Here is a 25,288-nt window from a genome sequence, read left to right as displayed (position 1 = left end):
CTGCTAAATATCAAAATCCGCACTGCCTGTCGTTGGCTGCGCAGATACTTGCTTACTAATCAGATCCAATTCTTCCGGCTCAAGCACGTTGAGAATATCGAGCAACAGCACCAGTCTGTTATCATCCGCCTTTGCCACGCCATGGATATATTCACGCTTGATGCTGCTGGATATTTCGAGCTTGGTTTCAATTTGTTCATCCGTGAAACCCACAACCTCATTCACATCATCCACTATGGTGCCTACGGTCAGGGAATTTACGTCACTGATGATGATGGCGGTTTTCTTTGGCTCATAGGCTTTCTCTTCAAGCCCAAGCTTTAACCTGAGGTCAATAACAGAAATGATTTTCCCGCGGAGATTGATAAGACCTTTGAAAAAGCACGGCATATGAGGAATAGGCGTAACCTTCACCATGCCAATCACCTCTTTCACAGAAGAAAGCGGGATTCCGTATTGCTCCTCAGCCAGCGAGAAGATGAGGTTTTTCTGTTTTAACCTCGTTCCGCTGTGATGATCGGCTTCTTTGGATCCAGTACTCAGGTCGAACCCTTTGTCCGGATAACGCTCAGCTACACTGTCCATGACTTGCCCTTCAAGCATCAGGCTTCAAACAAAAACAACGGGTTGGGAACACCCGATGATTACGGCATCCTCATGTTTTATTTTTGAGAAAATGTTGAGGCATTGATTTAACAGTAGGCCAGCACGTCTCAATGTCAAAGCTATCAATAGGCACCAAGCGCACGGATACAGCATCAATAACAGCATGAAAGAGATGGGGAAAAGTGTGGAAGAAAGAAGGGCGGTTATCTGTCGGAACGAACAGATAACCAGGTACCGGATTTAAACAATACCGATATTAATGAAGGAGTCTGTTTTGTTCAGTTCTTCAAACAAACCATGCATTTTTCTTTTTGTGATGGGCTTGCGCATGTAGCCAGTAGCACCGTAGTACTCGACGACCTGAATAGGATCCAATCTGAGCTTCTCACAGCCAATCAGAATGGAGCTGATTTTGCCTTCCACGACCTCATCATCGATGACGCGGTGGGCAATTTTATCGAGCAACGCCAGCTTTTCTTCTGTATCGGCGTCCACCTTTATCTTCTCTGCCTGTGAGATAGAAACCAGACTCTCGCTGGAGATGACGACGATGTTTTTGATGTTGCAGTTCGCTCTCAAGTAAACCAGCGCGGATAGGCCATCCATGTTTGGCATCCGCAAGTCTGTTAAGACCAAATCGACTGAGGGATTGCGTTCAACCAGAGAGATAAGCTCTCTGCCATCTTTCGCCTGCCCGAGGATTTCAAATGGACCAAAGTCTTTTTCCAACGCATCCAAAGACTCCAGAATGTTCTCGCGCATGTCTGCCATGTCGTCTGCAAAAATGATCTTCATACGTCCCCTTACCATGCCATCAAATACTGAAGTATTAGAAATGAGAATCACCTTGTAACTATAGAGGCATTTAGAGGCATTAGACGGATTCGTTGGGGTAGTGAAAAGATGTTATTGAAGGCATGGCGGAAGACACCATGCCAGAGAGAAGAATTACCAGAGCCAGGCTGCGCCGCGCACGCCGCTGGAATCACCGTATTTGGCTTTCACGATGGGTGTATCGCACTCTCCGCCCATGACCCATTTTTTCATCAGCTGTGGGACGTTTTTATAGATGCGATCTACATTGGACATCCCGCCGCCAAGCACAATAGCGTCAGGGTCAAGAGTGTTAACAACCGATGCCAAAGCACGAGCCAGACGGTCTTCGTAGCGCTGAATGCAAGCCTCCGCTTCTTTATCACCTTGCTCTACACGCGCCATGATGTCGGGACCACGCAGTGTTTCACCATGCATCAGCTCGAAGTCTTTCCAGAAGCCTGTGCCGGAAATGAACACTTCAAGACAGCTGGGTCTGCCGCAATAGCAGTGAATATGCTCCGCATGATAGCGATCCTGCTCGGTTTGCCAAGGCAATGGATTATGTCCCCATTCACCTGCCACACCATTGCCACCAGAATGCACCTTACCGTCGATCGAGATACCGCCGCCGCAACCTGTACCGATGATCACGCCAAACACCATGTGTTTACCAGCACCTGAGCCATCAACGGCTTCAGAGACCGCTAGGCAGTTTGCGTCGTTCGCGATACGAACTTCCCGGCCAAGGAGGGCACCCAAGTCTTTATCGAGTGGCTGGCCGTTGAGCCAGACTGAATTGGCATTCTTCACTTTCCCGGTCACCGGAGAAAGTGTGCCTGGGATCCCCATACCGACGGTGCACTGTTCGCCAACCGCAGCTTCTGCCCGATCAACCAACCCTTTAATAGCGTCCAACGTTCCCTGATAGTCATGCTGTGGCGTTGGAACACGCTCTACAAAAACCTGTTCACCGTTATTGTTTAAAACAACGGCTTCGATTTTTGTGCCGCCCAGATCAATCCCAATTTTCACTTAAAGTCCTCCCGAACTCTTGATTCTTTATTGATGATTTTATTTTTTTCCATTTACTCAAACAGTGACGGGTTCGAAACATCAGAACTGGCTGTCTCAATAGGGTAGGTCGTTTTTGACCGGATATTTGACAACTCTGTGACAATTTCGCCCTAAAGAGACGGCTAACATTATGATTCTTAGAACAAATACACTTTTCCTTTCGAAAATCGAGAGATGTCTCACTTTCTTTTCCACGAAATCAGACTATTTTTAAGTTGTCTTTATTTTCGCCAACTTTCAGTGCGTTTTGCGAAGAAAGAGCGGACCTAAAGCACAAGGTGACGCAGAAGAGCCATAAATTAGCTATACAATTGGCACCTCTGTGGTACTATCGTTCGGCCTGGTTAATAGAGCTCTTTATGCTGCAATTGAAAACTTCGTTACACCCTACCTTCGCAAAAGTAAGTTGTCCTGAAGATATTCGCTACATTTGCCACCATAAGTGATTCATTAATAAAAGGTCTTAATGCGTTCGCGCAATGTTACAAATGGAAATATATTCAGGAGACAACATGTCTAAATCTACCGGTACCGTGAAGTGGTTTAACGAAGAAAAAGGTTTTGGTTTCATTCAGCAAGAAAATGGCCCAGACGTTTTCGTTCACTTCCGCGCTATCACTGGCGAAGGTTTCAAAACTCTGGCTGAAGGTCAAAAAGTAGTTTTTGAAATCGAACAAGGTCAAAAAGGCCCACAAGCTGCAAACGTAGAAAAAGCATAATTTTTCTTCTCGCAGAGAATTTTAAAGGACGCCCTCGTGGCGTCCTTTTTCTTTATCTGAACACCAATTTTCATTCCACCCCACCTTCACTATCGCAATTTTGTACAAATTTTTATCGGCTGCTTTCGGTATACTCGTGCTAGGGTCTGTTGACCCAATCCTTTTTTGGGTAAAGCAAGGAGTGCAATGGAACGCGCGAAATTTGAATCGTCCCCTCTTTTAGGCGGCTTGGAGGTGTTGGAAGCCACCTACGAGAAGCAGGCCTTTTCCCGCCATACGCATGAGGGTTATACCGTCGGTGTGATTCGAGAGGGCGCACAGCGTTTTTGGCGAACCGGTGGTTATCACGTCGCGCCAGCCAGCAGCATTATCCTCGTCAATGCAGACCAAGTTCATGATGGCCACTCAGCGGCTGAAGGCGGTTGGACTTATGAAGCCATGTATCCCACCGAGGCGCAATTTGAATCCGTTTCAAAAGATCTTGGGCTGGCATCCAAAGTGCCGTATTTTCCTTTCGCCGTTGAAGAAGACCCCAAGTTATCAAACCAACTTTTAATGCTCTTCTCCCTGTTGCGCAGCAATGAAGATCCACTGCTTACTGAAACCTTCACCCATCATGTATTGCTTTCATTGACATGCCGGTTCAACAAGCGCCCCCAATTGCCAGAGGACATCGTAAAGATTGGTCCCAAACTCGATTTGGTGCGCGAATACCTGCATCAAAACACAACGGAAACCGTGAGTCTGGAAACCCTGAGTGAGCTCTCCGGTGTCAGCCCCTATCACTTGGTCAGACAATTCAAAGCTCGATATGGATTACCGCCTCATGCTTACCAGATCCAGCAGCGTGTTCGCCGAGCGCAGCAGATGATGAAAAACGGCTTCAGTCTCGCCGACTGTGCTATCTCTTGCGGCTTCCACGATCAAAGCCATTTCCACCGTCATTTTCGCCGCGCTATAGGCGTCACGCCTAAGCAGTATCAGAAAGCAATTTTGTGCAATTCTTCCATTCGGGTGGCTGATAAAACTGGAAGCATTCTCCCGCATTCGAAGGATTCGCATGAACAAGGACAATCCCGCTCTCACCATGAAGAATAAAGTTTGGCTCAGCGCCTGCGCTGACATGTTTCCGCTCAGCGTGGCGGTGATCCCTTGGGGTGTGCTCTGTGGCTCACTGGGTGTACAAATGGGATTAACACCTTTGCAGGCACAGGCCATGTCGTTGTTTGTGTTTGCCGGTGCCGCACAGCTTTCCGGCGTGACCATGATGGGAGCAGGTGTACCGGGAAGCACCCTGTTCAGTACCACCTTTGTTATCAGCGCCCGCCATCTGCTCTACTCGGTGAATTTCCGCCAGTACATCCGCCAACTGCCTTTCAGATGGAGAGTTGCCCTTGGTTTTCTCCTGACCGATGAAATGTACGCGCTCTGTGCTGCCCAGATTGAAAAAACGGGAGAGTTCGACAAACACTATGCCCTGTTCAGCGGCGCGTTTTTCTACCTCTGTTGGAACCTTGCCACGCTGTTAGGCGTGCTCGGTGGCACGCAGTTCGAGAATATCGAAGAGTTTGGGCTTGAGTTTGCCATTGCAGCGACCTTCCTCGCTTTGGTCATTCCAACCATCAAAGATATCCCAGTATTGGTTTGTGTATTGGTTTCGTTCTCGGCAATGACGTTATTTACACTGGCAGGTTTTGGTAACGCGTTGATTGCTGCGGCTGTTACAGGCATGGTGGCGGGTTTCGTGTGTGAAAGCTTCATGCCAGCGCACCACAAGAAAAAGGGGAAGAGTAAATGAATACCTGGCTTTTGATCATTGGCATGGCATGCATTACATTTTCCGTTCGGTATTTCTTTCTTGCACAGAGCATCCCATTCAGAGTGACACCGGTGATGCAACGTATCTTGAAGTATTCTGCACCAGCAGTGCTGACTGCATTGGCCGTTCCCATTCTCCTTTTCCCTCAGGGAAACATCGACATATCCATAGATAATCCATTTTTGTTGGCGGGAGTGTTTGTGTGTGTGCTCAGTCTGATGCGTCTTAGCACCCTGAAAACGGTCGTAATTTCAATGATTTTCTTCTGGTTAATCCGCTAACGGGATCTGTATCAGAATTAATAATCTCATTTTCAAAACCGGCGTCTCTTTCATTGAAAAATCAGCCCTCTAGACTATTCCTTAATAAGGGAGAGTACAGGTTTGAAGGGGCTATAAATGCTGGAGAAGTGCTTAGTTGTTGATGACCATGAAATGATCCGGGAGACCATCGCGATTATGGCGAAGTCTCTCGGCTTTAATGATTGCATCATGGCTATTGATGGCGCTGATGCAATCTCCAAGCTCTACCATGAGCGTCCTTCGTTTATCATCACTGATTTACAAATGGAGCCTATCGACGGCCTTGAAATGCTACGACTGATCCGAAGTGGTCGCTACGGCCTGCCCCACGATATCCCAATTATCATACTCACTGCCAACGCATCTGAAAGTGTGATTGCCCAGTGCATTGCCTTTGATGTTGATGCGTTTCTTGTAAAGCCTGTGAACAGGCAGTCTCTGCAGGAGAGAATTAATCAGCTCTCCATGCAAGCCAAGCCGAAAAAGACGGTCGAACATTACTTTTCGATGTATGAGCAGGATCCCGCGAAATCGACAGCATTTCAGGTCAATGGAACGGTAGCCTTTACCGACGATGACCTAAAAGAAGTCGATGCGCTGATTCATGAGCACAAAGCCCCAAGCGTACCTGATTTTCCATCAACCGAACCTTCTGCTCCCCCAACTGCCGAAGGGCAACCAGAACCTGACAACCGTAAGAAATTCATTAAATGGCAAGACCGCTTTACGGTTGGGCATAGAGAGCTTGATGAAAGCAACAAAGAGTTGCTCGCTATTATCAACGACACCTACGACCTTGTGGTAAACCACCATGATGGCAACGGCTTTGAAGAGATTTCTAGACGCTTCCAACACTACATTACTCACCATATAGAGCAGGAAGAAGCTTTGCTGACGGAAGCAGACTATCCAAGACTCAAGATGCACAAAGACATGCACTCACGTTTGATCAAACAAGCTGAATTTGTGGTGCTCAAGTGTCAGGCTGATCCCAGCTTTTACAAAACAGACTTTTTCCGTCTACTGCGTTTCTGGTGGGTAAAACATGTGGTCCAGGAAGACACCAAGTACAAATCCATATTTGAAATGCAAACCTGACGAGGACTAAATGGCTAACAACCTCCGTCTAGCCAGCCAGGAGTCTCGTTATACGCTGGCCCAACTCTTCCTTAGCGGCGGTGCTGTCGTCATTATTCTGCTGCTCTCTTTCCTGTGGTTTTATCGCTCTATCTATCAAGACACTCAGGAAAAACTTTCCTACTTTCTTACCACAGAAATCAGTAATCTCAGCTCGTCCGTTGATGATTGGTACCATCACCGCGAGCGAGAACTGAGCATTATTGCGACTGACAATCAGTTGATTCAAGCGCTGGATATGGGTGGTGCATTCAATGGCGAGGCATTAACCAATGCTGGCGAAGTAACAAAAATCCTGGATTTGTATCGCGATTCATTTTCACTAGACGAAGTCACCCTGTTTTCCCCCGAGGGAGAGATCCTTCTTGAACTGGCTTACGAGTTTTCGCACGTCGCTGTCGATACCTATCCGGATATTGTCCCCATGGTAAAGCGGCAGACTCTATTCGTCAGCCCACCTCACCTGTCCGATGACGAGAAGCCCTTGACGGAAGTGTTCATGGCGCTCGCCTTCTTTAATGGAGCCAGCGACACAGATCCCGTTGTCTTAGTCGCAACCCGGAAAAGTTCGGACTTCGATAAGCTGTTTTTCAGCCAGGAAGCGATCCCTACCCGAATTGCTTTCGCAGTCAACAACAATGGCGAAGTCATCGCACCTACAAAGAATCGCTCTCTGTTGCCCGAAACGATTGAAACCATCAACCGAATGAGAGAAACACCGTCAGATTTGCTCTATCGCTCAGACAAAACCATTCGGCTTAATGCAGAAGGGTATAAGGGATATCTCCCAAAGCCATCTATCGGCGCTTGGCAATGGCACCAAGAACTCCCCATAGGATTGGTCATCGAGTTTGATGCCAGCAACGCACTCAGTGCCGTCACTTATACCCGCAACTACCTCTCAGTGGCATTCCTTGTCGTGACTGCAGCATTCGTACTCTTTCTCATCAAACATGCTAATTCACTGCTAAGAATTGGTTTTACCAAGCGATATCTTGAATCTATCTTAAGAAACTATGCTGACGGCGTGATTGTGCTCGACAGCCGTGGCAACGTGATGACGGTAAACCACCGCGCATCCACACTGGTCGATTTACCGAACGTGCCTGAAAATGGAGCACCACTGAACACTCTCAGTAACGAAATCAACCAGACCTTGGTAGAAACCATCGGCCAGGTTTACCGGAATACTCTCGACAATGAGGAATCAAGCAAAATATTTCAAGGTGGGACCGATGACGCCCTATTTTTGCATCTGGTAGGAAACAAACAGCGCATTGGCGATCAGAATTATGTGGTCATGAACGTCCGGGATATCACCCAGCGCACGAGAATGGAGGCCAAGCTAAGCAGGAGTAACGCACTTTATTCCGTTTTCAATTCTGTTCAGGATATGTACATGACCACGGGTAATTCTGAACGGTCATTCAAAAAAGCGATGGTGGTACTCGCCACCTTCACTGACAGTAAGCTAACCGCCATGTTGTCGATAAAGGGTAGCGATCAGAAAGTACTTTTCAAACACCAGATCGCCAATCTCAACCAAGAGTTCCAGGGCTTGCCCGTTCAGTTACTTCCGTTTGCAGAATCAAGTATTCAGCTTAAGCGAACTGAGTTTTCGTCCTTGCACAAAGATGTGGTGAGCGACAACAACGATTTTTTTGAGCATTATGCCCTGCTTCCTTTGGTGACCATGGGCGAAGAAGTCGGCGTCATTGTGTTGGCAGGGCGCCAAGAACCCTACACCGAAGAAATCGTGAATTGGATTGCACCTGTCGTGAAAAGCATTTGTAGCATGCTTTACTCTGACCGCCAGACACAGCTCAACAGAGAAGTAAATGATGCGCTGGTTCGCGCAAAGGATGATGCAGAACAGGCTAACGAGGCCAAATCCAATTTCCTTGCCATGATGAGCCATGAGATACGTACGCCGATTAACGGTATTATCGGTATGTCAGAAGTGCTTTCTCACACCCAGCTTTCCTACGAGCAGAGACACTACAACGACACCATCACGGTGTCGGCAAATGCTTTGTTAGACATCATCAACGATGTGCTCGACCTTTCTAAGATTGAAGCGGGCAAAATGACGGTCAGACAGGAAACTTTCTGCATCCACGAAGTGATTGAAAATGTTACCAACATTGTCGCGCCCAGGGTGAAAGACAATGTCAGCTTCACAACCTTTACTGACCCTTTATTGCCGCGACTCATCACATCGGACTTTTCCAAGTTAAGGCAAATACTTGTCAATCTGGCAGGTAATGCTGCGAAGTTCACCGACAGTGGATACGTTGATGTGTCTATCACACAGCTCAGTCGTGGTGGCTCCGATTGCGAGATGGAGCTTAAGGTCACCGATACGGGTATCGGGATCGAACAGGCTCAGCTCGATAAGGTATTCGAAAACTTCTCCCAGATTGATAACTCAAGCAAACGCCGGTATCAGGGAACAGGCCTTGGTCTTCCTATTTGCCGAAAGTTTGCTGACCTTCTCGGAGGCGATATTCAGGCTGAGAGTGCGATTGGTAAAGGCTCCACATTCACCGCCCGTTTTACTGTCAAAGTGCCTGATGAATCACCCGAGCAAATACCTTCAGAAAAATCCTCCTTGCAAGGTATGAAAACACTGATGATTTCCCGCAGTGTCAGTCAGGTCAGCAACCTCCAGCGATATTTCAACATTTTAGGTCTCTCTGTTACCGTCGCTCGAGATGAAAATGCCGCATCTTCAGCATTACAGTCAGGAGGGTTTGATGTCACCTTGCTTGATCACACGATTTCACTAGAGAAGCTCAAATCCATATTGCTGCCGCAAAGCAATTCACATACGGTCATTTACCTTGCTGACATTCGTGGTGTTTTGACACAAAACACAGAGGCCATCTCAGCGGCAATTACCTCGCCATTTAACATTGAGTCTATCTACGAAACGTTATCGACCGTTATCAAACTCGATGCCCAAGGGCATAGCCGCGAACAAATTTTCCGTCAGATGACACAACAGGAGCAAACCACACGTAACATCGGCAACAGTCTTTATGTCAAAGGATTGTCGGTGCTGATTGCAGAAGACCACCCAGTTAACCAGGAACTCATTAATACGGTGCTTACTAAGCTGGGTTGTAAAACGACGATTGCAGACAATGGCTCCATCGCCTTTGAGCGATTCATGTCCAACCGCTACGACATGATTTTTATGGATTGCCAAATGCCGGTGATGGACGGCTTCGAAGCAACCCGGAAAATTCGTCAGTTGGAAGTCGAAAATAAACTGCCCGAAGTGCCAATTATCGCCATGACCGCCAACGCCATGAGTGGTGACCGCGAAAAGTGCCTGGATGCAGGAATGACCGAATACATTGCCAAACCGTTTAAACAACATGATCTGATTGTGCTCATGAACAGCTTCTTACCTGAGCCTGAGTCCGGTTCAGAAAGTCTCTTTGTTGCGCCTGCACCTGAACCTTCACAGTCAGCACAAGCGCAAGCCTCAATTGCTGCAGAAGTGCAACCACAACAGTCAAACGTAGAGAGTGAAACCCTCGAGCCGTTTGATCTATCAACCTTAAAAGAGAGCACAGGCGATGATCCTGAACTGATAGGCATGTTGGTTGACCGATATCTTTCAACACAGGAAAGCGACACGAAAGAGTTAATTGCAGCCTGGGAAAGCGAACGCTATGTCGATGTAAAGAAAATCGCCCACAAAATGAAGGGAGCAGCCTTGATGGTGGGCGCTGTCGATTTCTCGACCGATTGCAAAGCGTTGGAGCAATACAGTTTCGACGGTGGAAACCGACCCGATGAGTTGTACGAAAAAGTCCAGCGAAGCTCAATACAACTCTGTGAACGAATGTCTGCCAGTAGGCCCTGACAGCCCTAATGAGTAGTTACACATCGGTAGTAGAACATTTGCGATTGTGCAAGTGTAAAATGGTCGCTAATTGCATTCTTTTTATTAAGATTGCAAACCGAGCTCCACTATCTTAAGCACCTACTGGTCAACATGGCTGGTTTTATTAAACTATTCAACAAATAAGAAAAAACCGCCTAACAGGCGGAAACCAATAATTATTATATATTTTAAAGAGATTACGCTATGCCGACTGTGATTCCTTTCCCCGCTGAAGGAGGTTCACCACGTGAGCCTCAAAGCAGCCCCATGACTGAGATGATTCGTGAAGAGTTGAATCAACTTAGCTCCAATGAGTACATGGTCAACTGCATTTTGGAACGTATGAAACCGTTTATCGCCACGCTCGATTGCGACCTGAGTTTGGATATGGAGATAACGGATGATAACGAAGCCGGTGTGATGCAGGTGATACCTTCCATCCAGGATCTTCAGAGCCGCTTTGACGGCATCATCTCAGAGATCATTTCTGAGCGGATCCTGCATGAAATTCATCTTTTTCATATCGAGCGCGCAACCAAGATTTAGTTTCTGCGCTGACTGGTTGAGAAAAGCGACTCTTTGGTCGCTTTCTCTCTTGTTTAATATACTAGTCAAGATGTGCCTAAGAAGCTGTCATAATGCGAAAATTGCACACTAAGATTCTCAATTTGCAACACCGATTGCTGTCACTTACAAAGTGTCTTCTCTGATTTTATGAGCGTATTTCCCAGATAGTGCACCGACAATCTCATTCATTTTCACGCAAAAAACTTCAATATCCTCTCAGAAATCTCGATTACTTATATACTTATCACTAATTCTTCTTTTTGAATCTATTAGTCCACTTATAGGAAATAGTCTTATTGGCGCGACAATTGCAGTCCTCCTTTTAAGGCGAGGCCCAATCAGGAGGCATTATGGGAGTAGCGGCTATCAACACAGGGTCGATACACACTTTTCAATCCCGCTCAGGTGCGCGTAAATTCCCACGCATCGAATTTCCGGCGCAGGTTGAAATTGACGGTGTTCTATATCCTACAAAAGAATGGAGTGTGGGTGGATTTTCTATTGATGATAATCTCTACCCAGGAAAAAAAGGCGACAAACACCATGGACACCTGTGTTTTGAACTCCCTGTAGGTCGTTTCTCTACCCCGATGCAATTTGAAGTCATGCGTGCCAGTGAAACTGGCTATGCGATGGGGTGTCAGTTCTATTCCCTCAATTCCGGCCACCAAAAAACACTACAGTCTATCGTTGATACCTACCTGACCGGCGAGACAATTTCGTTAGAAAGCGTCACCTCCTATGGGGTGAAGGCACAGCTTCACGAAGAAGAAGTGAAGCGCATGCAACAAAACTGGTGGCGCTTTGCTCTGGTCGCACTGATTTCTGCCGCTATCATCGCGGTCGCCGCTTTGATGGTTCAGTCCCGTATACTCAACGTTACCTCTGCTCATGCCGCAGTCAGTCAGCCTGTTCTTACCCAGCGAAGCTATAACAATGGTGTATTACGCCTAGGCGACTTCAAACCCGGGCAGAGGGTCAATAAGGGAGATCTCTTATTTTCTGTTTTCACGGAAGAAGGTACCGACTTACTGGCAAAAGACAGACAAGAACTCAATAACATCAATAGCCAGATCAACTATTTCCAAACGCTTCTCCGCCAAACAGAAGAATCCGTTGCCCGATACAATTCTCGCCTTTTTAAAGAACTCAAATTACTGACTGAGAAGCAGGAATTGATGAGGCAAGAATTGGCGACCCGCGAACAAATTCTGCGTCTTTACAACAATGGCGTGAGGAAAGGTTCGGTAGATTCTGTCTCCAGAGAGCTTGAGCGATTAGAGACTTTCGAGATAAAGCGTGCTTTGTTGACCATGGAAGCGGAAATGGAAGCGATTGAAAACCAGTTGGATCAGATACTGATTGGTGTCCCCCCCAAAGAGGCACAAATAGGGACAAAATCGCCTTTTGAAGCCCAGAGTCAACTCAACATTCTGATCTCTAAAAAAGATAAAATTCTCGAAGAAATCGAGCGCCTAAAAACCCGCGGCTTGGCTTACGCACCATGTGATTGTTATATCGTCGCGATCAACGCAACGGATGGACAAGTTGTACAAACTGGCTCTTCTATCTTCGAGCTCTCTCCGGTTTCCAACGCCGAGCGTACAGAGCGTTCAATACTGGCGTTGATGCCGCTTGAGAAAGCCGAACTGCTGAAAATCGGCATGCCTGTCGAATACAAACTTGCCAGTAACGACAAAAAGCTTATCGGTACCATTGAGCACGTCCAGTTCTACAGCGCAGCGAATGCTGATATTTACAATGACGATGGTGAGTCTTTAAGCGGTCTGCCTAAAACACTGCCACGTTTGCAGCAGTACACCCTGATAAAAGTAACACCTTCACCGGAAGACGAGCAGTCTATCGTCAACGAACCAGCGACCGTGATTGCGACCATCGGTTGGAAAGACGTCTTCAAGCACTGGTTTAACCTATGAATGTTGAACGTCTTTTCATCAAGAACTTCCATCGCCAGGATCCCCGGCACATCACGATCATGTGGTGGTTGTTTTTTGCGACTCTGCTGCTGACACTTTGGGGCCTCTACATCATACTGCCTGAGGTTCCAATTCAGGAGGAAGTGGTATACACCTTGGGCTTCATCGGTGTGTGGCGTTATGGGTGGAAGACGATTCACCTTTTCCGTGGGCTTTACTATCAATATGTGCGGTACCCTGTGCTCTCCAGTTTGGCCGAGATGACGCACAAGCCTACAGAGATATTGGTCGTTATCCCCTGCTACCGTACTACCCCGGAAATCAGCGCCCCGGTTTTCAAAGCGCTAATCGATGAAATTGGTAATTTCGGTGTCGCCTGCCGCGCTGTCGCTTGTGTCACGGATGAAGCCGACATCGGTATCATTGAGTCCCAATTCGACAAGCTCAAGCAGCGTGTCCCCGTTACACTTTTTATCATTGATCAGGATGGAACCGGGAAACGCAACACCATGGCTGATGCCCTGACGCTGTTGGCTGAAGACCGCCCTGTTTCCAAAGACAGTGTTCTTATCCTGATGGATGGCGACACAGTCGTTCCCGAAGGCATGCTGGCAAAAGTGTCAGGCTTCCTGATGCGTTATCATGACTTAGGTGCAGTCACCACGCACAATAAGCCGATTGTGAAAGGTAATTCTCTGACTCGCCAGTGGTATCGTCAGCGTATGGCACAGCGCCACTTCTACATGAGCTCACTTAGCCTGACTTATCGCGTATTGGTGCTCACAGGACGTTTTTCCGCGTTCCGGGCTTCCATGGCACTCTCGCCAGATTTCATTGAGAGCCTTCGCTATGACCATGTGAAGCACTGGCGCTATGGCAAAATTCGTATGCTGACGGGAGATGATAAAAGCACCTGGTTTTATGTGCTCAAAGAGCGCTGGAAGATGCTTTATATCCCGGACATGGCGGTTACTTGCTTGGAAGATGCCCCTTCTGGCAGCTTCCTAGGCACCAGTATCTCCCTGATGACCCGTTGGTACGGCAACATGCTGCGAAGCAACATCCGTGCAATACAGCTGGGCCCCCGAAAGGCTGGCTTGTTTCTCTGGATTTGCCTGTTGGATCAGCGCATCAGTATGTGGACGACCCTGATTGGTCCGTCGCTCGCTTTGTTTGTTGCTGCACTGCTCGGACCTAAGGTGGTAATTGCCTATCTATTCTGGGTGATTGCAACACGAAGTTTGAACGTGCTGCTGATTTCTGTTCAGTCAGGACAATTTCATCCGATCTTTGTGCCGCTACTCTGGTACGAGCAAATGGTGGGTTCGCTGGTGAAAATCTATTTGTTCTTCCACCCCAATATACAGCGTTGGACTCGGCAACAAATCAGTCAGACCGATCAAGATCGCTCTATTTCTCATGAAATAAAACGCTGGCTTCCACATTTAGAAACCACAGCAGCGTTCAGTGCGTTACTGATCTTCGTGATGCTGCTTTATGGGTGACAGCGATATACTTTTGCCAAAAACGTCACCGACGTCGAAAAAGGTTTGGGTGCATAAAGCAGGACAGTGTCCGCTTCCAAATCCATGGCTTTGTTTCTCAGTTCATTGACCGCACCCTGCGTCAGCACGCCATCATCAATCAACCAGTAGTCGTACCAATGTCCCTGCGAGCCAACAACCACACCTTTATCTTCACAATGCAGCATCTCTAATGCATCACCCCACAAGACAGTAACTTTTTCACTGTCTGGTTCGGGTGTTGCTACGCAGCCTGTTAACAGCAGTGCCCCACATATCGTTGCCCATTTATTCATTTTATCTTCAGAGAGTTGGGTTTTAAGGCTTATGAGTATATCGGCAATCTAAGCGCTTAACGAGCCACTTTTCTGTCCATGGATGACGAAGTTATATGCATCAAAACACACTTGCTCTAATCATCATCTCGCTCTAGAATAACACTGTACATACATACAGTATTATTGCTTATGCTCGACAATCTTCTCGCCCTGCACTCAGGGATCTGGACGGCAAACCGTCTCTATCAACCTAAGGCACACTGTCGCCCCAGCGGCCACATGGTGCTTGATGAAAAGCTGGATGGCGGCTGGCCCGAATCTGGTGTGGTTGAGTTACAACTACCCTGTTTTGGCATTGGAGAATTACGCCTGATCTTGCCAGCGCTCGTCAGTGCCCTGAAAGACAGTGAGCTCACCGTGTTTGCTGCTCCGCCAGGAGAGCTCAACCCTATAGCCTTGTGTCAGGCTGGATTGGATCTGGAAAAAGTGATCATTCTGGATGCCTCCATCACATCCAGCCTTTGGTGTGTAGAGCAGGCTCTGAAAAGTGGCTGCTGCCGTGCTGCTGTTCTCTGGGGCGATGCGCTGTCCGTAACACAGGCCAGACGCCTTCAACTCGCTGCGACCGAGAATGACTGTCTTCTGTTTATGATCACCCATCAAAAAAGTGTTCAGGGGTTACCTGTCAGCTGTCGCCTGTCTGCCATTCCTGATGAGGAAGGGTTGAAAGTGACTGTGATTAAGCGCCGTGGTCTACCTGTTCAACCTTTTCATCTCCCATTGGATCCTGTTTTTCATGCCTTCTCACTGGCCGAAAAAGCAGAGCCGCCAGAAACCATCACACTGGCATCTCTCCAGTTGACAGACACTTCTAACGTAGTGCCACTGTTTCGATGATCCTCTGGTTGTATCTGCATTTTCCAGCCTTGCTGCTCGACACTCTTATCCGCGATAACAAGGTGGAGGCTCCCCTGATTGTGCTCTCCCGTACCACTGGCACGGTATATCAGGTCAACGCGCAGGCTCGGGAATATGGCATTGTGACTGGCAATGATCTCGGTACTGCCAGTGCGTTGTGTCATGGCTTGGATGTCGCCGACTACGACGAGCAGGCCGAATCCGATCGCCTGCGACAACTGGCATCTCTGCTGTATCAGGTCAATGCTGACATCGTCCCTTATGCGCCGGATGGGTTGCTGATGAAAGTCACCCCTATGCTCAAGCTTTACGGCTCGCTCGACAACTACTGGCAATCGCTTATGTCTGTATTAAGTGGTGAGCAGGTGCAGTATCACTTCGCACTTAGCCCTTATCCGGAAGCGGCACGCTGGCTTTCACGAGCAAAGGCGGACTGCGGCTACCTGACACCGGAAGCCACCGAGCAGGCGCTCGCCGCACTTTCAGTACGTGAGCTGGGATTCACTGATAAGCACGTTGTTCAACTGGAACGCATGGGAATACGACATGCCAAGCAGTTACTGGCATTGCCAGTAGATTCACTTGGGCAGCGTTTTGGCAAGCCACTGACGGCTCATCTACGCTCCCTGACCCAGAAAAGCCTCGCATTACCTGCGAGCTTCACGCCACCTGAACACTTCTACCAGTCGCTTGAACTTTTGCATGAAATCGCTAATAGCCAGACGCTTTGCTTTCCGCTTCAGCGCATGCTCAAGGAAATGGCAAAGTTCCTACACGTCAGGGAAGCGGTCACACCCGCCATTATCATTGTTCTGACACAGCGCGATCAGGAAGACAAAGTCTTAGAGATCACCGCTGCAGCACCCGAATCTGCCGCTAGCCGTTGGATGCCACTGCTCCAACTTCATCTTGAAAAGCTCAAGCTGGATGCGCCTGTTACTCACCTTCGGCTGGAAGCCAATACATTGCTACCAAGGCAATCTCCCACCCAGGATTTATTTGCAGGTAAACGAGGACAACTCACACCAGGCGAACTGATTAGCCTGATGCAGGCGAAAGCGGGAAAACACGGAGTGTACAGCCTGTCACTGGAAAATGATCATCGCCCAGAGCACGCCTTCAAACGCCAATTGCCATTACAGAAAAGTGCGCAGGTGTTGCCCCCTTTCCTGCCAACACGCCCAGCGCTACTTCATGTGTCGCCGCGTCCTTTGCTGTCTCGTCCTGACACACTCACAGGCCCTGAACGCGTCAGTGGCGGTTGGTGGGATAAATCGCCCATCCAACGCGACTACTTCGTCGCACGCAACAAACGGGGACAACTTTGCTGGGTATTTCGGACCGCACAGGGTGAGTGGTTCGAGCACGGCCTTTTTTGTTGATCCGTAGTTTGAGATCGCTCCCTATGACAACCTCTTCTGATACCCGCCCGCTGACTTTTTCAGAGCTGCACTGTAAAACCAATTACAGCTTCCTGACCGGCGCTTCTCACCCGGAAGAACTTGTTGTTCGCGCTGCCACTTTGGGATACCACGCACTCGCTATCACTGATGAGTGCTCGCTTGCTGGCGTAGTACGTGCTCACACCGCAAACCGCGACCAGAACCTTGGCCTTAAGCTAATCATTGGTTCAGAAATCACTTTTCAGGGCGAAAAACTGGTACTGCTTTGCCCCAACCGACAAGCTTATGGCGAGCTAGCACGCTTGATAACCCAAGCCAGAATGCGCAGTGAAAAAGGGCACTATCAGGTATTCAGTGATGATTTCAGCCACATCACACAGTGTCTTTGCATCTGGCTACCGACACTCAAACATGAAGAAAAAGCCAAGCCTTCTGATTTTCAGAACTGGCTGAAGAGTATGTTTGAAGAAAGACTCTGGATAGGCGTTGAACGGCTGTTATTACCCAATGAATCCATCTATCTGGCCATGGTCGAATCGCTGGCAAAGGAGCTCAACCTGCCGATTGTCTGCACCAACGATGTATTGATGCATCACCCTCGCCGCCAGCCGTTGTTAGATGTGATCACTGCCATTCGACTCGGCAGACCCTTACAGCAATGCGGCTTTGAATTACCCAGAAATGGCGAGCAGGCACTCAAACCAGTTGAGAAACTGGAAAAGCTCTACCCAGAAAGCTGGCGAAGAGAGACCCAGCGTATTGCCGCCAAATGTACCTTCTGCCTCAGTGAGCTTCGCTATGAATACCCCGCAGAGCTTGTTCCAGATGGGTTTACCGCCAGCAGTTACTTGCGCCACTTAGTAGAAGAAGGCATTGGAAAACGTTTCCCGAACGGGATTAAGCCAGAGATCCGCGCAACCATTGATAAAGAGCTGGGGCTGATTGCCGAACAGCAGTACGAGTATTTTTTCCTCACCATTTACGACATTGTGCAGTACGCGAAATCACAGGGCATTCTGTATCAAGGCCGTGGGTCAGCGGCGAACTCTGTGGTGTGTTATTGCCTTGAAATCACCGCGGTGAACCCGGAGAAAATCAATGTCCTGTTCGAGCGGTTTATCTCTAAGGAACGTAATGAACCGCCGGATATTGATGTCGACTTCGAGCACGAACGACGCGAGGAAGTGTTCCGCTACATCTACCAAAAGTATGGTCGTCAGCGTGCAGCTATTGCCGCGACAGTGATTACCTACCGTTTTAAAAGTGCGTTTCGCGATGTAGGCAAGGCGTTGGGGCTCAATGAGACCCAATTGGATTACTACATTAAAAATCTTAACCACCGCGACAAGGGGCTGGATAAAGGCGAGCAACTTGAAGCGCTGGGGCTGGATACCCAATCACATCTTGGGCGCTGGCTACTGGAACTGGTTGAGGAAATCCGTGGCTTTCCACGTCACCTCAGCCAACATGTCGGCGGTTTTATTATCTCCGCAGGTCCTTTGTATGAACTGGTGCCAGTGGAAAATGCCGCCATGGCAGAGCGCAGTGTGATCCAATGGGACAAAGATGACTTGGAATCCCTTGGGCTGCTGAAAGTAGACATTCTGGCACTGGGTATGTTGAGCGCTATACGCAAAGCTTTTGCCATTATCGATAAGCAGCATCAGCGCAGTTTGTCGATTGCTGACATCATTGCCATGGGAGATGACCCGATTGTTTACCGACAACTCCAAAAGGCAGATTCTGTCGGCGTGTTTCAGGTGGAATCACGCGCCCAGATGAGCATGCTGCCAAGGCTTCGCCCGAACTGTTATTACGATCTGGTGATTCAAATTGCCATTGTCCGTCCCGGTCCGATACAGGGTGATATGGTGCACCCATATCTCAAAAGGCGCTGGGGTGAAGAAAAAATCACTTACCCATCGGAAGAGGTAAAATCTGTCCTATCCCGAACCATGGGTGTGCCCATTTTTCAGGAGCAGGTGATCCAGCTTGCCATGGTCGCTGCAGGATTCAGTGGCGGTGAAGCCGACCAACTTCGCCGGGCAATGGCGGCGTGGAAGCGCAGTGGCAAGCTCGCCCCTTTTCGTGAAAAGCTGATCAACGGCATGCAAGAGCGCGGTTATAACATTGAGTTTGCCGAGCAAATCTTTCGCCAGATTCAGGGATTTGGTGAGTATGGTTTTCCCGAATCTCACAGTGCTTCCTTCGCAGTATTGGCTTACACCTCTTCATGGCTAAAACACTACTATCCGGTCGCTTTTTACTGCTCGCTGCTCAACAGTCAGCCTATGGGTTTCTATAGCCCTTCGCAGCTGTTGCAGGACGCCTCCCGCCATCAGGTGCAAATCCTTCCTGTTTGCGTCAACCATAGCCAGTGGGATCACCAACAGGTTATGGTGCAAGGTGAACCCGCGCTACAACTTGGCTTTCGTATTGTGAAAGGCTTATCCGATATTGGCGCAGAGAAGTTATTGCGATGTCGCTCCAGCACTGGATTCCAGCATCTCAACGACATCAGAAAATGCGGATTGAGCCGGGGTGATTTGGAAGCCCTCGCCAGTGCGAATGCTACCAAAACGCTTGCAGATAACCGCTTTTCTGCCCGCTGGCAGATGATGGATGACAGTCATGTTCTGCCACTATTTTCCAGCGCACAGCCAGACAGCTCTGATGCTAACGCGATTGCCGCACCTTCGGCGGTGGAAGACTTGATTGAAGATTACGCAGCGACAGGCCTGACGCTCGGCAAGCACCCTATCGCACTGCTGGATGAAAGCGGAAAATTGGGCAAGCACCGATTGGCCAATGAGCTCAATACCATCCGTTCAGGCTCAGCAATAACTGTCGCTGGTGTGGTGACTGGCAGACAGCGCCCAGGTACCGCCAGTGGTGTAACCTTCGTAACGCTGGAAGACCATACCGGCAATATCAATGTGGTGGTGTGGCTTGCTACTGCTCGAGCGCAGAACACCCCTTTCGTGACAGCAAAAATATTAAAGGTGAAAGGGATTCTTGAACGGGAAGGCGATGTGGTGCATGTGGTAGCAGGAAGGCTGATCGACATGACCTACACCCTCGATCAGCTACTCGTCCATTCCCGGGATTTTCACTGATCGACATTTTGGGTTTTGGAGCTTTATGAGAAGACTTCCTCTACATCAACCACTTTGGAACGATTCACTGTGATCTTCCAGCGTTGAATCGTGAAGCTGCCATCCTGATTTTTCTGCTTGGAAACCAGGTTGAACTGGTGGCGCTTGTCGATAGATTCTCGTGTCACCTGTCCATCACTCAGTGCGTAGTAGCGTTCTTTACCACGTGCCATCAGGCGGGAAAAAGGACGGAAATCAATTCGCCATACTTCACGCGTCATGTCGTAGCCACTGAGAAATTTGGTGGTGGACATCTGGGTCACCATCTTCATTTTCACTACAGACTCTTCACGCTGGCGCAGTTTGCCTTTGCGCATCTTGCGCACATCATCCGGGATCTTGTCGAACGCGATGTAGTCCAGCCATTCTAACTGACTACCAATACGCTGGCCGGATGTCGGGTCGGTGAACAGCTTGCGCCACTTTGGACGCCCTTTGCGAATAAAGCGCCAAAGTACATCACGCAGGTCGTCTTTAAAAATCTCGCGCATAGCGTAGAGACCCGCCATTGCCAAAGCGAACGACAAGGTAATTTCACCAAGAAAGCTGCGCATCCGGATAATCGCTACCGTCACGAAGATCATCACCAAACCCGCTGCTGCACCTTTGGCAAGCTTGTTGAGGTTTTGCCCCAGAACTACATCTTTCTGACGAATGGTGACCGGATATTCAATCAAGCGGCGGGCGAGACGCATTTTATTCACCATACGCGTCGCATCTGTTTGTGCTTTTGAGGAGTTGTAATTTTGATCGATGCGGTAGGCCGCTTCAGACTCACAAAACTCCAGGAGCTGTTCCTTGATCGGTTTAAACGCCGCACTTCTTGGCATATGCGCAATCAGCGACAGAAAACGCTGCTCAGTCAGCCAGGAAAGGTAGTTGTCGACGTTGTTGTAATACTTGATGAGGCTTTCATCTTTCGGGACATAACGACGCAGACGACGGAGGATCTCCACTGCCATATCCGTGATGACTTCCAGCTGCTCAACCGCTTCTTCTTCTTCAACATCTGCAACTGTGTCGAAGAATCGGTGTGTCGTCTTTTCCAGCGACAACGCATACTGATAAGCATACAAGCTCAAGCTGACGCGGTATTTGTCGGAAGGCAGTTTGTCCCGGCTGGCAAGGCGGGAGTGTACAAGCGGTAAGTGATGTTGCGAAGTAAAGTAGGTACGTGTGTTAGACAGCACCTTGTAGTAAAACTCATCTTCGCTCAGCACGCTCTTGGAGAAATTCAGCTCCCCAGGAACAAATAGGTAGAATTCGACGTCCTGTCTTTTTATCTCTTCATTGATCAGCGCAATCCGTGCGGTTAACCCCTCATCTTTTTCTACAGAGATCAATTATGTACTCCAAAACATTCTCTTTTTTAACGGGTCTTTCCGCGAGCTGAAACATAGTTTATACCGAAAAATCTGTATACCCAAACAGGGATAATTCAGTGGCTCGCGGACCCTCTTTAAATGCTGTTCATTTTTTAACCATTAAATTTGGATCAACCTCCCCACAGCCACCAATCTGACTTTGAATGGAAAGAGTCATCGGGAACTAACTGGGTTATCCACAGAAAAAGTGAATAAGTCTCAGTAGTCGGGCCCTAGCATCGCGTTAGACTGACTACGGTTTCAGTCGTTTAGGATAATCGAGAAACAGAACCTGTTTATCTGCCATCGACCAGTTTGACCAACTTTCACTGTGAAGCGCAATCACAGCCACACCACAAGTTGGAAGGTTATCTATCTCAAAAGGAATATGGGCTAGAAACTCATTGATTGCCGGGTTGTGCCCGACCAGCATGACGCTATCTTTATCATCGTCAAACCGCTCGACAATCTTCACTAAGGTTTCCCAATCCTCAGTGTAAATATCGCTTTTTATGATCACAGGCGGTGAATGAGGTAACTGCTCAGCAATCAACAAGGCAGTAGTTTTCGCGCGGAGCGCACTGCTGGAAACTATCTTGTTTGGTTTGTTCGACCAAGCTGCGAGTCGTACGCCCATTTCAGGAGCATTTCGACGACCACGTGGATTCAGAGGTCTATCGTGATCATCGAGGGAAGGGTCATCCCAGCTGGATTTTGCATGGCGGGTAAGGAAAAGTAACTTCACCCGCACCTACTTGCTGAGCGCTTCGCGCATGCGAGTTTGCACCACATCTACCAGAAGATCTGGCTGGAACTTGGAGACAAATCGGTTACAACCCACCTTTTCTACCATGGCTTCGTTGAAACTGCCGCTCAAGGATGTGTTCAGCGCAATATAAAGGTCATGCATACGACTGTCAGCGCGTACTTCTGAAGTCAGCTTATAACCATCCATCTCCGGCATTTCTGCATCTGTAATCATCAACAGGATTTCATTGCGCGGATCTTTACCTTCATCACACCAAGACTTGAGAAGGTTAAGGGCCTGCTGCCCATTCTTCTTCTCTATACATTCAATACCGAGTTGACCCAGCGTTTCTGTTACCTGCTTGCGCGCCGTTGATGAGTCATCCACAACCAGTACTTTCTGGCCCACTAAATGATTGGTCAGATCATCATCTAACACCCCATCGGAAATACCAATGTCATAAGAAATGATTTCCGCCAGCACCTTCTCAACATCGATGATCTCAACCAGCTTGTGCTCGTTCTCGTGCTCCAGCTTAGTGATCGCAGTGAGATAGTTAGAGCGACCAGTACTAGGTGGCTCCATGATTTCATCCCAACCCATGTTCTTGATGTAAACCACTTTACCGACCAAAAATGCCTGCACAGAGCGGTTATATTCCGTCACGATGAGGTTACTTTCCTGATCTTTATCCAGCGGTTTTAAGCCAATGGACTGTCGCATATCAATCACAGGAATCGAATGGCCTCGTATGGTCGCAACGCCACATATTTTGGGGTGAGAACCCGGCATTTGATTGAGACGGGGAACTTTCAATACTTCCCTAACTTTAAATACATTAATGGCGAAAAGCTGACGTGTTCCCAATTGGAATATCAGCAATTCAAGTCGGTTTTCACCAACCAGGTTAGTGCGGGAATCTACTGAATCTAAAATACTTGTCATGGGCTACTAACTGCTCTCAGATCACATCGCTGTGACTTCTCGTTGTCTCATCGCTAACTGCCAGTAAACCACATAATGAGAAGGCACTCACTTCGCGTTTACTGTTTATCGCGTTACGTACCATTTATCTTTTAATAATAGAAAAACTCCTTGAATAAAGCGAAATTACACCACCTCTACTTACATTTTTATCATTGAGCAGCAAATACCTTTTCTCACAGTGAGTTAGCAACAATATGATCACGCTGGAAATTCATGAAATGTTACTGGATTAGTTTCATAAATCGGCACATCATAGGTATAAAATACCTCTGCAATCTAAAGGTATAGAACTTAGATTGATTGGGTATTGAACCATAGAAACGCTACACTTAAAGATGAGCAATCTGGCGTTGCTGGATGCAACTTATCATTTTGTCTTGATCACTCATTCTGGCTAATAACAGGCGCTATATGAAAAGCAAAGCCAATGAATCGCAGGGAATGTTGTTGTTCCGACTCTCTGCAACACAGACTTTTGCCCTTGGCACTCTTAAGGTCAGAGAGATTGTTCCTTTCTGCCCGCTTACTGCTCTACCTGGCTCTCACCCAACCGTGATTGGTACCGCCAATATTCGGGGTATTACAACGCCCGTTATCGACATGGCGAAAGCGATTGGTTATCAACCTGTCGATAAGGAAGAGTACAAAAACTGTTTTATCATCATCACCGACTGCCAACGTCGTGTGGTGGGCTTTTTGGTACGTGGTATCGAAAAAATCAGTGAATGTGACTGGCGAAATATCACCCCGCCACCAGAGACATTAGGCACACGCGCCTTCCTTACTGGCGTGATGAATGTTGATGAAAAGCTAGTGCAATTACTGGATGTTGAGTTGGTGATGTCGAAAATCTTCCCTATGCCGGAAGACAAACTGCATCCGATTCTCGCCGATGTGGATCGCGAGAAGCTCAAGCCCATGCACATCCTATTGGTTGATGACAGTAGCCTCGCAAGGCGTCAGCTATCCGAGGCGCTCGACAGCATCAATATTCCCTATGTGGTCAGCACTAACGGCATTGACGCACTTGAGAAGCTGAAAGACTCAGCCAGAGAGGGGCGACCGTTTGACATCGTGGTCAGCGATATCGAAATGCCGGGCATTGATGGGTATGAGTTGGCATTCGAAATTAGAAGCAACGAGCCGCTGTCGGAGGCGTACTTGATTCTTCATACCTCACTTTCCAGCGAAATCAGCGTAGACCGCGCCCATCAAGTCGGCGCTCATGAAGCGTTAACCAAGTTTGATGCAACAGAGCTGGTCAACGCCATGCTTCGTGGTGCCATGCTCAAGTTGGAAGGCGAGCACGTCCGACTTGAAGGTGCCATCGAGTAAATTACTTTCACTTTCAACAAAGGCACGCGAATCGCGTGCCTTTTTCTTTCCAATCAACATGATATATGGTTAATCTTCAAGCGCTTTCTAACCCAGCGAATCTAGTCGGCTAGCAAGGCTCTGGCACATAATTTTCGGCAGAACCTGTCACTAAAACTTCTCAAAAAATACTGACCTTTCATTGATCAAAAGACTGTTTCCGACGCTCACCTTGTGGTTTAATTTCGTCAGGATCACACAAAGAAGGTTATAGACCTATGAACAATGTATTCGAGATCGTTAAGTTCTCTCGTCGCAAAAACAAACTGAAGCGGGAAATTCAGGATAACGAGAAGAAAATCCGCGACAACCAAAAGCGCGTCACTTTGCTTGAGAACCTGCTTGATTACATTCAGCCAGAAATGACTCATGACGAAATCGTAGAGATCGTTAAAAACATGAAAGCTGACTACGAAGATCGCGTTGATGACCACATCATCAAGAGTGCAGAGATCTCTAAGGAACGCCGCGAAATTTCCCGTCAAATCAAAGAGCTGACCCGTCTGGATAAAGAAGGCAAAAAATAAGCTTTCTTTCAGAATCTCAAAAGGAGGCGTCTAGCCTCCTTTTTCGTTTGTGTGTTTCCTAAGCCAACATTTCATCCAGATACAACAAAGCCCAGCATCCTGCTGGGCTTTAAAGACAGTATGAAGTTTAAGCGTT

Annotated in this window: 21 protein-coding genes; 14 read left to right on the top strand and 7 right to left on the bottom strand. The window is 48.1% G+C overall.

Annotated elements, in window-relative coordinates; all coding sequences use genetic code 11:
• Positions 1 to 3: 3 nt before the first annotated feature.
• The 3 genes from GCE9029_RS11685 to mak form a co-directional block, all read right to left on the bottom strand.
• The gene (locus tag GCE9029_RS11685) at positions 4 to 585 is read right to left on the bottom strand and encodes a chemotaxis protein CheW (RefSeq protein ID WP_231870088.1); all 582 of its coding nucleotides are present in this window, start codon (positions 583 to 585) and stop codon (positions 4 to 6) included.
• Between the two features lie 261 nt (positions 586 to 846).
• Positions 847 to 1,401, bottom strand: a complete 555-nt coding sequence (locus GCE9029_RS11680) for a response regulator transcription factor (protein ID WP_062663440.1) — start codon at positions 1,399 to 1,401, stop codon at positions 847 to 849.
• A gap of 153 nt (positions 1,402 to 1,554) precedes the next feature.
• Entirely contained in the window at positions 1,555 to 2,454 is a 900-nt protein-coding gene (gene mak / locus GCE9029_RS11675; protein WP_062663439.1) for a fructokinase, read from the bottom strand.
• 554 nt (positions 2,455 to 3,008) lie between these two features.
• On the opposite strand from mak, the gene cspE reads away from it, so the two are divergent.
• The 9 genes from cspE (at position 3,009) to GCE9029_RS11630 (ending at position 14,380) form a co-directional block, all read left to right on the top strand.
• Positions 3,009 to 3,215, top strand: coding sequence for a transcription antiterminator/RNA stability regulator CspE (gene cspE / locus GCE9029_RS11670; protein ID WP_002536803.1), 207 nt, complete (start codon positions 3,009 to 3,011; stop codon positions 3,213 to 3,215).
• Positions 3,216 to 3,401: 186 nt separating this feature from the next.
• On the top strand, positions 3,402 to 4,313 hold the full coding sequence (locus tag GCE9029_RS11665) for a helix-turn-helix domain-containing protein (RefSeq protein WP_062663438.1): 912 nt from the start codon (positions 3,402 to 3,404) through the stop codon (positions 4,311 to 4,313).
• Positions 4,303 to 5,013 carry an AzlC family ABC transporter permease gene (locus GCE9029_RS11660; protein ID WP_157487831.1) on the top strand — a complete coding sequence of 237 codons (711 nt, stop codon included), beginning with the start codon at positions 4,303 to 4,305 and terminating at the stop codon, positions 5,011 to 5,013. The genes GCE9029_RS11665 and GCE9029_RS11660 overlap by 11 nt, the downstream gene beginning before the upstream one ends.
• Entirely contained in the window at positions 5,010 to 5,315 is a 306-nt protein-coding gene (locus tag GCE9029_RS11655; RefSeq protein ID WP_062663436.1) for an AzlD domain-containing protein, read from the top strand. The genes GCE9029_RS11660 and GCE9029_RS11655 overlap by 4 nt, the downstream gene beginning before the upstream one ends.
• Before the next feature lie 117 nt (positions 5,316 to 5,432).
• Positions 5,433 to 6,434: a response regulator gene (locus tag GCE9029_RS11650; protein ID WP_062663435.1), complete on the top strand. Its 1,002-nt coding sequence runs from the start codon at positions 5,433 to 5,435 to the stop codon at positions 6,432 to 6,434.
• A 10-nt stretch (positions 6,435 to 6,444) separates the two neighbouring features.
• Positions 6,445 to 10,350 (top strand): hybrid sensor histidine kinase/response regulator, encoded by a 3,906-nt coding sequence (locus tag GCE9029_RS11645; RefSeq protein WP_062663434.1) that lies wholly within the window; start codon positions 6,445 to 6,447, stop codon positions 10,348 to 10,350.
• Between the two features lie 225 nt (positions 10,351 to 10,575).
• Positions 10,576 to 10,917 carry a hypothetical protein gene (locus GCE9029_RS11640; protein WP_062663433.1) on the top strand — a complete coding sequence of 114 codons (342 nt, stop codon included), beginning with the start codon at positions 10,576 to 10,578 and terminating at the stop codon, positions 10,915 to 10,917.
• 371 nt (positions 10,918 to 11,288) lie between these two features.
• Positions 11,289 to 12,875 (top strand): HlyD family efflux transporter periplasmic adaptor subunit, encoded by a 1,587-nt coding sequence (locus GCE9029_RS11635; RefSeq protein WP_062663432.1) that lies wholly within the window; start codon positions 11,289 to 11,291, stop codon positions 12,873 to 12,875.
• Entirely contained in the window at positions 12,872 to 14,380 is a 1,509-nt protein-coding gene (locus GCE9029_RS11630) for a glycosyltransferase (RefSeq protein WP_062663431.1), read from the top strand. Before GCE9029_RS11635 ends, GCE9029_RS11630 begins: the two co-directional genes overlap by 4 nt.
• Here the strand turns inward: GCE9029_RS11630 and GCE9029_RS11625 are convergent.
• Positions 14,371 to 14,694 (bottom strand): DUF4156 domain-containing protein, encoded by a 324-nt coding sequence (locus tag GCE9029_RS11625; RefSeq protein WP_062663430.1) that lies wholly within the window; start codon positions 14,692 to 14,694, stop codon positions 14,371 to 14,373. The genes GCE9029_RS11630 and GCE9029_RS11625 overlap by 10 nt on opposite strands.
• A gap of 171 nt (positions 14,695 to 14,865) precedes the next feature.
• Here GCE9029_RS11625 and imuA point away from each other — a divergent pair, with 171 nt between their 5' ends.
• From imuA to GCE9029_RS11610, 3 genes are read left to right on the top strand one after another with little or no spacing between them, the layout of a single operon-like run.
• Positions 14,866 to 15,573: a translesion DNA synthesis-associated protein ImuA gene (imuA, locus tag GCE9029_RS11620; RefSeq protein WP_062663429.1), complete on the top strand. Its 708-nt coding sequence runs from the start codon at positions 14,866 to 14,868 to the stop codon at positions 15,571 to 15,573.
• Positions 15,570 to 16,976: a Y-family DNA polymerase gene (locus tag GCE9029_RS11615; protein WP_062663428.1), complete on the top strand. Its 1,407-nt coding sequence runs from the start codon at positions 15,570 to 15,572 to the stop codon at positions 16,974 to 16,976. Before imuA ends, GCE9029_RS11615 begins: the two co-directional genes overlap by 4 nt.
• Positions 16,977 to 17,026: 50 nt before the next feature.
• Positions 17,027 to 20,113: an error-prone DNA polymerase gene (locus GCE9029_RS11610; RefSeq protein ID WP_062665607.1), complete on the top strand. Its 3,087-nt coding sequence runs from the start codon at positions 17,027 to 17,029 to the stop codon at positions 20,111 to 20,113.
• Between the two features lie 23 nt (positions 20,114 to 20,136).
• On the opposite strand, the gene GCE9029_RS11605 is transcribed toward GCE9029_RS11610, so the two are convergent.
• The 3 genes from GCE9029_RS11605 to GCE9029_RS11595 form a co-directional block, all read right to left on the bottom strand.
• Positions 20,137 to 21,495, bottom strand: coding sequence for a hypothetical protein (locus GCE9029_RS11605; RefSeq protein ID WP_062663427.1), 1,359 nt, complete (start codon positions 21,493 to 21,495; stop codon positions 20,137 to 20,139).
• Between the two features lie 274 nt (positions 21,496 to 21,769).
• Entirely contained in the window at positions 21,770 to 22,261 is a 492-nt protein-coding gene (locus tag GCE9029_RS11600; RefSeq protein WP_063856901.1) for a SixA phosphatase family protein, read from the bottom strand.
• Positions 22,262 to 22,267: 6 nt separating this feature from the next.
• On the bottom strand, positions 22,268 to 23,209 hold the full coding sequence (locus GCE9029_RS11595; RefSeq protein WP_062663425.1) for a chemotaxis protein CheV: 942 nt from the start codon (positions 23,207 to 23,209) through the stop codon (positions 22,268 to 22,270).
• 453 nt (positions 23,210 to 23,662) lie between these two features.
• On the opposite strand from GCE9029_RS11595, the gene GCE9029_RS11590 reads away from it, so the two are divergent.
• Together GCE9029_RS11590 and GCE9029_RS11585 are read left to right on the top strand one after the other, a co-directional pair.
• Complete coding sequence (locus GCE9029_RS11590) at positions 23,663 to 24,586, top strand: chemotaxis protein (protein ID WP_062663424.1); 924 nt, start codon at positions 23,663 to 23,665, stop codon at positions 24,584 to 24,586.
• A gap of 257 nt (positions 24,587 to 24,843) precedes the next feature.
• Positions 24,844 to 25,152, top strand: a complete 309-nt coding sequence (locus GCE9029_RS11585) for a DUF496 family protein (RefSeq protein WP_002536784.1) — start codon at positions 24,844 to 24,846, stop codon at positions 25,150 to 25,152.
• Positions 25,153 to 25,288 lie beyond the last annotated feature (136 nt).

It is taken from the genome of Grimontia celer (genome assembly GCF_900055185.1).
Lineage (GTDB): Bacteria > Pseudomonadota > Gammaproteobacteria > Enterobacterales > Vibrionaceae > Enterovibrio > Enterovibrio celer.
The sequence above is the reverse complement of the archived record's forward strand: the minus strand, read 5'-3'. Positions and strand labels throughout refer to the sequence as shown.

What these genes read in the sequence shown, in the direction of transcription:
- GCE9029_RS11585 (WP_002536784.1), top strand. Translation starts at nt 24,844, where the DNA reads ATGAACAATGTATTCGAGATCGTTAAGTTCTCTCGTCGCAAAAACAAA.
- GCE9029_RS11650 (WP_062663435.1), top strand. Translation starts at nt 5,433, where the DNA reads ATGCTGGAGAAGTGCTTAGTTGTTGATGACCATGAAATGATCCGGGAG.
- GCE9029_RS11615 (WP_062663428.1), top strand. Translation starts at nt 15,570, where the DNA reads ATGATCCTCTGGTTGTATCTGCATTTTCCAGCCTTGCTGCTCGACACT.
- GCE9029_RS11665 (WP_062663438.1), top strand. Translation starts at nt 3,402, where the DNA reads ATGGAACGCGCGAAATTTGAATCGTCCCCTCTTTTAGGCGGCTTGGAG.
- GCE9029_RS11595 (WP_062663425.1), bottom strand. Translation starts at nt 23,209, where the DNA reads ATGACAAGTATTTTAGATTCAGTAGATTCCCGCACTAACCTGGTTGGT.
- GCE9029_RS11635 (WP_062663432.1), top strand. Translation starts at nt 11,289, where the DNA reads ATGGGAGTAGCGGCTATCAACACAGGGTCGATACACACTTTTCAATCC.
- imuA (WP_062663429.1), top strand. Translation starts at nt 14,866, where the DNA reads ATGCTCGACAATCTTCTCGCCCTGCACTCAGGGATCTGGACGGCAAAC.
- GCE9029_RS11640 (WP_062663433.1), top strand. Translation starts at nt 10,576, where the DNA reads ATGCCGACTGTGATTCCTTTCCCCGCTGAAGGAGGTTCACCACGTGAG.
- GCE9029_RS11590 (WP_062663424.1), top strand. Translation starts at nt 23,663, where the DNA reads ATGAAAAGCAAAGCCAATGAATCGCAGGGAATGTTGTTGTTCCGACTC.
- GCE9029_RS11625 (WP_062663430.1), bottom strand. Translation starts at nt 14,694, where the DNA reads ATGAATAAATGGGCAACGATATGTGGGGCACTGCTGTTAACAGGCTGC.
- GCE9029_RS11660 (WP_157487831.1), top strand. Translation starts at nt 4,303, where the DNA reads ATGAAGAATAAAGTTTGGCTCAGCGCCTGCGCTGACATGTTTCCGCTC.
- cspE (WP_002536803.1), top strand. Translation starts at nt 3,009, where the DNA reads ATGTCTAAATCTACCGGTACCGTGAAGTGGTTTAACGAAGAAAAAGGT.
- GCE9029_RS11630 (WP_062663431.1), top strand. Translation starts at nt 12,872, where the DNA reads ATGAATGTTGAACGTCTTTTCATCAAGAACTTCCATCGCCAGGATCCC.
- GCE9029_RS11685 (WP_231870088.1), bottom strand. Translation starts at nt 585, where the DNA reads ATGGACAGTGTAGCTGAGCGTTATCCGGACAAAGGGTTCGACCTGAGT.
- GCE9029_RS11645 (WP_062663434.1), top strand. Translation starts at nt 6,445, where the DNA reads ATGGCTAACAACCTCCGTCTAGCCAGCCAGGAGTCTCGTTATACGCTG.
- GCE9029_RS11655 (WP_062663436.1), top strand. Translation starts at nt 5,010, where the DNA reads ATGAATACCTGGCTTTTGATCATTGGCATGGCATGCATTACATTTTCC.
- GCE9029_RS11680 (WP_062663440.1), bottom strand. Translation starts at nt 1,401, where the DNA reads ATGAAGATCATTTTTGCAGACGACATGGCAGACATGCGCGAGAACATT.